Origin of the sequence: Pseudomonas sp. SG-MS2 (assembly GCF_009933855.1) — a bacterium.
In the GTDB taxonomy this organism is placed as follows: Bacteria; Pseudomonadota; Gammaproteobacteria; order Pseudomonadales; family Pseudomonadaceae; genus Aquipseudomonas; species Aquipseudomonas putida_E.
Map to the genome: position 1 here is coordinate 22903 of NZ_MOMO01000016.1, position 9325 is coordinate 32227.

The window sequence follows — 9325 nt, forward strand, 5'->3', positions numbered from 1 at the left end:
GCCTTCGCGGTCAACCATCGGCATTATCTACAGCTCACGGCGCCAGAACAGTTCATGCCGGCGCACGGCCTTGCGGAAGAACTCGTTCTCACCGTAAGGCGATGGCCGGCGCCCGGCCAGCCAGCGCTGCAACAGCCGACGCACTCGGCGCTTGAACGGTGCGCCAGGTTGCAGGTCGTGCATCATGCCCAGGGCCATCGCCTTGTCGCGCTGCGTTGGCAGGTCCAGCACCAGGCTGCAGGGTGCCCACGGCTGGTCGGCACTCAATTGCGGTGGCAAGGCCACTCCATCGCCGCTGTCGCCCATGGGCCAGCGGTCGTTGTCGTGCAGATGGTTGGCATAGCACAGCAGCGTCTGCGGCTGCCACGCCAAGCCCTGCAGCGCCTGCATGACGGCAACATGGGCGCAGATGTGATCAGGGTGCGGGTCCAGTTGCGGGTGCGGCATGACCAGCACTTCAGGCCGGGCCATCTCCAGCAGCGCACGCAAGTCAGCCAGCAGGTTGTTCCAGGTTGGCGCGCCATCGCTGTCGGCCGGCAACCGCAACGGGTTGAAGCGACGGAACGGGCGGATATCGGCCATGTCGGCTTCTCGGGAAACGGCCGGCACATCGGGCGCTGCCTGCATGGCGGGCAGTTGCAGGCAGAAGTAGCCTAATTGCACGCAACGCGCCTCTGGCACCCCGGCCCAGCGCGGCACGGCAATGCTGTCCCAGGCGCGCAGACGGCCCTTCAGCCGTGCCGCCTCGGCCTTGCCCATGCCCATCTGCTGGTAGTGCTCTGCTTCGATTTCGCCAGCGGTCAAGGTCACCACCCAGGCTTCGTCCGCCTGGCTGTAAAGGCCATAGGCCGCCAGCTCGGCATCATCGGCATGCGGCGCGATCACCATCACGCGACGGCGCTGCGTTTCGACGCCGGCGGTTATCCACAGACGCGGCTGGCCCTGCAAACGACAGTGACGGCCGCGCACGCGCAGCGTACCGGCCTGCAGCGGTGCAGACAGCCCGGTCAGGTTCAGGAAGCGAACGCCGTCGACACCGCGCTCGAACGCCTGCCGGTCTGCACGCTCATCGGCCAGCAGCTCGACACATGGGTCGAGAAAACGCCCAAGCCATCCGCTTTTGACCCGCACTTCGAGGATCAGCGTTTCATTACCCTGCAGCGTCGTATCGACCTTGAGCACGCCGTCACGCAAGGTGACAGGCGCTTCGCCGGTCTGCTCGCCGAAGTTGTAGGCGTAATCTTCGCCCGGTGCATAGAACAGATGATCAGCGAACCAAGCTTCGTGGGCAGCCCAGAGCAGCGGCAGCAGCAACAACGGCAGCCACCACCAGGCGAATACGCCCAGGGCAACCAGCACCGCCAGGCCGGCCAGCAGCCCCAGGCGCTTGTTGCGCCGGTGGCGCTTGAGCAACTGCTGTTTGCGGCTCACGCCTGGAACACCGGCACGGGGTTGCACCAACGGTCCTTGTACTCGCGGTCGGCACGGCCAAACGAGAAGCGCAGAGGTTTGTTGCGTGCGCGGGCATCGTCCCAGGCAGCCTGGGTGTTGAGGAAGCTCAGCACGCTGCCAGGGCTGAAGGCCTTGGTCTCAGGGTCGACGCCGCCGTTGACGTACTCGACACTGATCCACTGCGGTGCTTCGACCCGATAGACCAACTGGATGGCGATGGGCTTGTCGTCGAGCAACAGCACCGAGCCGATCAGCAGCTCACGCAGGCGCTCGAGCACATCGGCCATACGCTCGGCACCGGTGGCCGGGAACCCCCAGCGGCGCTGGAACAGGTCGCAGTACATGGCCGCGATCTGCTGGGCATTGAAATCGGTAATAGGGCGCACCACACCACCCGCCTCTTCCAGCAAGCGCAACTCGCGGCGCTGGTTGTAGCGGAATTTCTTCGACAGGTCTTCATGCGCCCGGGCCATCGCCAACTGCTCTTTCTGAGCCTTCAGGCCGCTGAAGCGCCCCTGGTTCAGCTCGGACAGGTAGCGCGCGGTATGGCGCAAGGGTGCGGCGGCATCGCCAGCGCCTGGCAGAATGATCTCGGCATTGCCCAGGTCAAACAGGCCTTTCTTGCCGGCACGCTTGAGCACGTCCTTGGACAGCGCCAAATGACGCCCCCAGGTCGCAACGCCAGCCTTCAGCTCGCCTGCCTGATGCCAGCCCAGGTAACGCACGGGTATCTGCGCCAGGTCCGCCAACTGCTCGATCACCAGCGGGTGCGTGGCAACGCTGCCACCGAAGCGTGCCCACGCCTCGGCGTAGGCGGCAGCGTCGATCACCTGCCAACCGCGCTCTCGCCAAGCCTGAATATGATTGAGCATCACTTGCCCACCACCAGCGCGCTTACCTGCGGTAGCTGCCAGAAGGCATCGCGCACGGCCTGATCGGAGAAACGCTCGCGCAGGCGCTGCAGCATGTGCGAGGCGCATGCATCGCGCTGCTGCTCGTCCAGCAACGCCATATGCTTCAAGCCTTGGGCCAGCTGCGAGGCATCGCCGAGCGGGAACAACACACCCACGCCCTCGACCACTTCACGAGCCCCGCCGCAGGCCGTTGCCAGCACAGGTACGCCGGCCACCATGGCTTCGAGCAGGACCATACCGAACGGTTCATGGTCGGAACTCAGGGCAAACACGTCGAATGCCTGGAAGTAGCGGCGCGCATCCGGGACCTGGCCCAGAAAGTCGACTTGCCCGGCAATGCCCAGCTCGCCAGCCAGCGCCTTGAGCTTGTCTTCAAGGCGCCCCATGCCGAGGATCGCCAGACGAGCGCCGGCCGGCAGCTCAGGCAGGGCTTGGGCAAAGCCGCGCAGCAAGGTCGCCTGGTCCTTGTCCGGGTGCAGGCGCCCGACATTGCCGACGACCCACGCCTGCGCATCCAGGCCAAGGGCCTGACGCGCTTCAGCGCGCGGTACCAGTGCGGCCTGCAGGGCCTCGATGTCGATACGGTTGTACAGCGTCTGGATACGTTCGGCCGGCCACTGAGGCAGGCAACGGCGCATGTCGTCACGCACGGCGTCCGACACGCCAAGCAGGCTCAGCCGTTTGCTGAACAGGTTGGCGAACAGGCGCCGCCCCTTGCGCTCATAGTCGCCGAACGCATGGTGCACGCCGATCACCGGCAGGCCCGTCGCCAGCAAAGCCACGTAGATCGGCTTGAAGCGGTGGGCGATGCAGAAGCTGAAATTGCGCTCGGCCGCGATGCGGCGCAGGGCGCGTATGGCGCCGAGCTTCAGGCCGCGGACGGCCTTGGAGCTGAATTGGAGGAACAGCACCTCGTCCGACGCGCAGCCAGCCGCAACCTGCGGGTCGGCGGCGCCGGTGAGAAATACCGTGGTGACCTTGTAGCCGCTGCCCTGGAACAGGCTGGCGTACTGACGGGCGCAGTCGAGGAACGGCCCGTCGTAGCCATGGCAGAACTGCAGGATGCGCGGTTCAGAGCGGCTGGTCATACGCGGCGGCGCCGTCCTTCACAACAAGAATGTCTTCCATGATCAGGTACTGCAGGTCCGAACCGAAGAACATGTTCAGCGCATCGGTCGGCGAGCAGATCATCGGCTCGCCACGGCGGTTGAGCGAAGTGTTCAGCGACACGCCATTGCCGGTCAGGTCTTCCAGTGCCTTCATCATGTCGTAGTAACGCGGGTTGTACTCACGCTTGAGCACCTGGGCACGCGAAGTGCCATCCTCGTGAACCACTTCCGGCACACGGGTTTTCCACTCTTCAGCCACTTCGAAGGTGAAGGTCATGAACGGCGCCGGGTGATCGATCTTGATCATTTGCGGGGCGACGGTGTCGAGCATCGACGGGCAGAAAGGTCTCCAGCGTTCGCGGAACTTGATCTGGTGGTTGATGCGGTCAGCCACACCTTCGACGCTCGGGCAGCCGATGATCGAACGGCCACCCAACGCGCGCGGGCCGAATTCCATGCGGCCCTGGAACCAGGCCACCGGGTTGCCGTCGACCATGATCCGGGCGATCTGCTGGGGCATGTCGTCGAGCTTGCGCCATTTCGGCTGGTTCGGGTGACGGGCACAGGCGGCGATCACGTCTTCGTTGGAGTACGAAGGGCCGAGGTAGACGTGCTCCATCTTCTCGACGGGTACGCCACGGGCATGCGACACATAGGCCGCAGCACCGACTGCAGTACCGGCGTCACCGGAGGCCGGCTGGACGAACAGCTCTTTGACGTCCGGACGGGCGATGATCTTCTGGTTGAGCTTGACGTTCAGCGCGCAGCCGCCAGCGAAGGCCAGCTTGCCGGTTTCACGCAGGGTGTCGCCCAGGTAGTGGTCGATCATCTGCAAGGCCAGCTTCTCGAACAGCGCCTGCATGCTCGCTGCGTAATGGATATAGGGCTCGTCGGCAATGTCGCCTTCGCGCTTTGGGCCCAGCCATTCGATCAGTTTCGGCGAGAAGTAGAAGCCCTTGCCCTTCTCTTTATAGCGGCGCAGGCCGATGACGTTGGCATACTCGGTGTTGATCACCAGTTCGCCGTTCTCGAAGCTGGCCAGGCGGGAGAAGTCATATTTGCTGGCATCGCCATAGGGCGCCATGCCCATGACCTTGAATTCGCCATCGAGCATTTCGAAGCCGAGGAATTCGGTGATCGCGCCGTACAGGCCGCCCAGCGAATCCGGGTCGAAGAATTCCTTGATCTTGTGGATCTTGCCGTTTTCGCCATAGCCGAAGAAAGTGGTGGCGTACTCACCCTTGCCGTCGATACCCAGGATCGCGGTCTTTTCCTTGAAGCCCGAGCAGTGATAGGCACTGGAGGCATGCGCCAGGTGGTGCTCGACCGGCTCGATCTTGACTTTTTTCGGGTCGAAGCCCAGTTGCTCCAGGCACCAGACGATCTTCTTGCGGTAGCGCTTGTAGCGGCGGTTGCCCATCAGGATCGCGTCGAGGGCACGGTCCGGGGCATACCAGTAGCGCTTGGCATAGTGCCAGCGAGCCTTGCCGAACAGGCTGATCGGGGCGAACGGGATGGCGACCACGTCGACATCGGACGGCTTGATGCCGGCCTGTTCCAGACAGAACTTCGCCGACTCGTAAGGCATGCGGTTCTTCGCATGCTTGTCACGCACGAAGCGCTCTTCTTCGGCGGCGGCAATCAGTTTGCCGTCGATGTACAGGGCCGCGGAAGGGTCATGGCTAAGGGCGCCGGACAGGCCAAGAATCGTCAATGCCAAGGGATTAGCCTCTTCATTCGGTAGAGATGCGCCAGCGGCCTCAGGGGCGGGTGGCGGCTAAAAGGCGGGATTATAACGCAAACACTTCCAACTGGCCCTATCGCCGGCAAGCCGGCACCGACAGGCGCGGCGCCGCGCAAAGAGCGGCGCCGCGCCGGCGACAGGGCCGGCCTGGGCACCCGCTTTATTCAGCGATCAGCCAGTCCATCCGGTAGCTGCCGGCCGTCTGCGCCAGCTCTCTGGCCAGCCAGGGCAGCAGTTCCTTGAGTTCTTCTTCCAGCCCCCATGGCGGGTTGGCAATGGCCAGGCCCGAACCATTGAGGCCCTGCGGGCTGTCCTGGTGGTGAACGTACAGCTCGACCCGCAGCAGCTTGGGCGCACCAGTGCTGGTCAGGTCCTGGTAGAACCGGGTGAGCGAGCGCTGGTCCTTGATCGGGTACCAGATGGCCGCGACGGTCTGGCGCATGCGGCCGATCGCCTCTTTCATCGACGTGGTGCAACGTTTGAGCTCATCGGCCTGTTCGAACGGCGGGTCGATCAGCATGATCGCGCGCTTTTCCGGCACCGGCAGCAACGCCCGCGGCACATGCCAGCCTTCACCCAGGTGCACCACCACGCGCGGGTCTTTCTTCATGTTCTCTTTGAGCAGCGGCCCGTCTTCGGGGTGCTTCTCGTTGAGCAGGGCGCGGTCCTGCTGGCGCATCAGGCGGCGGGCCAACTCCGGCGAGCCGGGGTAGTAGCGCAACTCGCCATCGCTGTTCAGGCGCTTGATGATGCGCAGGTAATCGGCGGCCATGGCCGGTAGATCATCGCGGTTCCACAGGCGCGCGACCCCTTCCAGGTACTCACCGGTACGGGTGGCCTGGTCGCCTTGCAGGTCATACAGGCCCAAACCGGCGTGGGTGTCGATATAGGCGAACGGCTGTTCTTTGCGCGACATCAGGGCGATGAGGCGGGTCAGCACGATGTGCTTGAGGACGTCGGCATGGTTGCCGGCGTGGAAGGCGTGACGATAGTTCATGGCAACTCCTGCGCGAGCGGCAAGTTTACCTTGCCTTGCCGGCGGAGTCAGGCCTGGCTGCCGATCGACAGCGCCCCGACCGCCGGTTTAGCGGCGGCCGGGGCACCTCGACCCGACAGGTGTCAGGTATTACTTTTCAGCGTGATACGCGGCATCAGCGGTTTCAAAGCGCGAAACCATGCTGCTCGACGGGCTGCTCAGCTTGCTCACCACGACAATGGCGATGCTGGCGAACAGGAAGCCCGGGATGATTTCGTACAAACCGATGGTGTCGAACTGTTTCCACAGGATCACGGTCAGCGCACCGACCACGATACCGGCCAGCGCGCCGTTACGGGTCATGCCTTTCCACAGCACCGAGATCAGCACGACCGGGCCGAAGGCGGCACCGAAGCCGGCCCAGGCGTAGGCCACCAGGCCCAGCACGCGGTTTTCCGGGTTGGCAGCCATGGCGATGGCGATCAGGGCCACGGCCAGCACCATCAGGCGACCGACCCAGACCAATTCACGCTGCGAGGCATTCTTGCGCAGGAAGGCCTTGTAGAAGTCCTCGGTCAGCGCACTGGAGCACACCAGCAACTGGCAGCTCAAGGTACTCATCACCGCGGCCAGAATGGCCGACAGCAGCACACCGGCCACCCAAGGGTTGAACAGGATCTTCGCCAGCTCGATGAACACACGCTCGTGGTTCTCGGTGACCGGGCCTGCCAGGTCAGGGTTCGCGGAGAAATAAGCGATACCGAAGAAGCCCACGGCGCAGGTACCGACCAGACACAGGATCATCCAGGTCATGGAAATGCGGCGCGCCTTGGCGATGGATTTGACCGAATCGGCGGCCATGAAGCGTGCCAGGATGTGCGGCTGACCGAAGTAGCCCAGGCCCCAACCCATCAGCGAAATGATGCCGATGAAAGAAGCACCCTTGAGCATGTCGAAGTGCGCCGGGTTCTGCGCTTCGATAGCCAGGAAGGTCGTGTCGACGCCGCCCGTGGAGATCAGCACGATGATCGGGGTCAGGATCAGCGCGAAGATCATCAGCGAAGCCTGCACGGTGTCTGTCCAGCTCACCGCCAGGAAGCCACCGATGAAGGTGTAGGCGATGGTTGCCGCAGCACCGGCCCACAGCGCAGTCTCGTACGACATGCCGAAGGTACTTTCGAACAGACGGGCACCGGCGACGATACCGGAGGCGCAATAGATGGTGAAGAACACCAGGATGACGATGGCCGAAATGATCCGCAGCAGGCCGCTGCTGTCTTCGAAGCGGCTGGAGAAGTAGTCCGGCAGGGTCAGCGCATCGCCGTTGTGCTCTGTCTGCACGCGCAGACGGCCAGCGACGAACAACCAGTTGAGGTAGGCACCGACGGTCAGGCCGATGGCGATCCAGGCCTCGGACAGACCTGAAAAGTAGATGGCGCCCGGCAGGCCCATCAGCAGCCAGCCGCTCATGTCGGAAGCGCCAGCGGAAAGCGCGGTGACAACGCTACCCAGGCTGCGACCGCCCAGAATGTAGTCGGAAAGGTTCTTGGTGGAGCGATAGGCGGCAAAGCCGATCAGTACCATTACCGCGATATAGATCACGAAAGTGATCGTTAGTGGATTGCCCATGCTTGTGCCCTGGCGTTTGTTTTTATTTCATGCACAACCGAATCGAGACGGTTGCACCCAGGCGGCGAATCCTATGCAACAACGTTAATAGGGTGCAACCACTTTTCGTCCGCCAGTTGCACCTTCTCGTGCATTTTCAGGTAATGCCGCTTTTTTGCTCCTTTATGGAGCAAAACCCGCGTTTTTCAGAACAAAACGCATCAGAAAAAAACGTATTTGAAGCGTAGGATCATTCATCGGACGAGTTGCACCTTTTCCGTCAAAAAATCGGGTTGCACCTGGTTGCACCCGAAATGTCCTACGGCTACTCTTGGCGTTAGCTTAGGCCACAACCGTGGCAATAACGAGGATAAGAAATGGCGACGACCACCCTTGGGGTCAAACTCGATGACCCTACCCGTGAGCGACTCAAGGCAGCTGCGCAGTCCATCGACCGCACGCCGCACTGGTTGATCAAGCAAGCAATCTTCAACTACCTGGAGAAGCTCGAGGGTGGCGCCACCCTGACCGAACTCAACGGTCAGGCCAACAGCCCGGCCGACGATGCCGGTGAAGTACAGCCCGACCATGCGCACCAGTGCTTCCTGGAGTTCGCTGAGAGCATCCTGCCCCAGTCGGTGCTGCGCTCGGCCATTACAGCCGCCTATCGCCGCCCCGAGCAGGAAGTGGTGCCGATGCTGCTGGAACAGGCGCGCCTGAGCGCGCCCCTGGCCGAGGCGACCAACAAGATGGCCGCCGGCATCGCCGAAAAGCTGCGCAACCAGAAGAGCGCCGGTGGCCGCGCCGGCATCGTCCAGGGCCTGCTACAGGAGTTCTCGCTGTCGTCCCAGGAAGGCGTGGCGCTGATGTGCCTGGCCGAAGCCCTGCTGCGTATCCCCGACAAAGGCACCCGTGACGCGCTGATCCGCGACAAGATCAGCAGCGGCAACTGGCACCCGCACCTGGGCAACAGCCCGTCGCTGTTCGTCAACGCGGCCACCTGGGGCCTGTTGCTGACCGGCAAGCTGGTTTCCACCCACAACGAAGCCGGCCTCACCACCTCGCTCACCCGCATCATCGGCAAGAGCGGCGAGCCGATGATCCGCAAGGGCGTCGACATGGCCATGCGCCTGATGGGCGAACAGTTTGTCACCGGCGAGACCATCGCCGAAGCGCTGGCCAATGCCAGCCGCTTCGAGTCCAAAGGCTTCCGCTACTCCTACGACATGCTCGGCGAAGCCGCGCTGACCGAGCATGATGCGCAGAAATACCTGGCCTCCTATGAGCAGGCGATCCACTCGATCGGCAAGGCCTCCCACGGCCGCGGCATCTACGAAGGCCCGGGCATCTCGATCAAGCTCTCGGCGCTGCACCCACGCTACAGCCGCGCCCAATACGAGCGGGTGATGGAAGAGTTGTACCCGCGCCTGCTGTCGCTGACTCTGCTGGCCAAGCAGTATGACATCGGCCTGAACATCGACGCTGAAGAGGCCGACCGCCTGGAGCTGTCGCTCGACCTGCT

General features: G+C 63.3%; 7 protein-coding genes. 1 reads left to right on the forward strand and 6 read right to left on the reverse strand.

What is annotated here, in order from left to right:
• Nucleotides 1–27: 27 nt before the first annotated feature.
• The 6 genes from BLX42_RS01180 to putP all read right to left on the reverse strand — a co-directional run bounded on the left by BLX42_RS01180 (nt 28) and on the right by putP (nt 7824).
• Nucleotides 28–1431: a PIG-L family deacetylase gene (locus BLX42_RS01180; RefSeq protein ID WP_161870969.1), complete on the reverse strand. Its 1404-nt coding sequence runs from the start codon at nt 1429–1431 to the stop codon at nt 28–30.
• A complete protein-coding gene (locus BLX42_RS01185; RefSeq protein WP_046785064.1) occupies nt 1428–2324 on the reverse strand; it encodes an antimicrobial resistance protein Mig-14 in 897 nt (298 codons plus the stop codon). The genes BLX42_RS01180 and BLX42_RS01185 overlap by 4 nt, the downstream gene beginning before the upstream one ends.
• Nucleotides 2324–3454, reverse strand: coding sequence for a glycosyltransferase (locus BLX42_RS01190; RefSeq protein WP_161870970.1), 1131 nt, complete (start codon nt 3452–3454; stop codon nt 2324–2326). Before BLX42_RS01190 ends, BLX42_RS01185 begins: the two co-directional genes overlap by 1 nt.
• Complete coding sequence (locus tag BLX42_RS01195; protein WP_115273446.1) at nt 3438–5195, reverse strand: carbamoyltransferase; 1758 nt, start codon at nt 5193–5195, stop codon at nt 3438–3440. Before BLX42_RS01195 ends, BLX42_RS01190 begins: the two co-directional genes overlap by 17 nt.
• Before the next feature lie 184 nt (nt 5196–5379).
• Nucleotides 5380–6216, reverse strand: coding sequence for a 23S rRNA (adenine(2030)-N(6))-methyltransferase RlmJ (locus BLX42_RS01200; protein WP_115273445.1), 837 nt, complete (start codon nt 6214–6216; stop codon nt 5380–5382).
• A 129-nt stretch (nt 6217–6345) separates the two neighbouring features.
• A complete protein-coding gene (gene putP, locus BLX42_RS01205; RefSeq protein ID WP_161870971.1) occupies nt 6346–7824 on the reverse strand; it encodes a sodium/proline symporter PutP in 1479 nt (492 codons plus the stop codon).
• A gap of 356 nt (nt 7825–8180) precedes the next feature.
• Here putP and BLX42_RS01210 point away from each other — a divergent pair.
• The coding region (locus BLX42_RS01210) for a proline dehydrogenase family protein (protein ID WP_178110713.1) at nt 8181–9325 on the forward strand (1145 nt) is incomplete at its 3' end.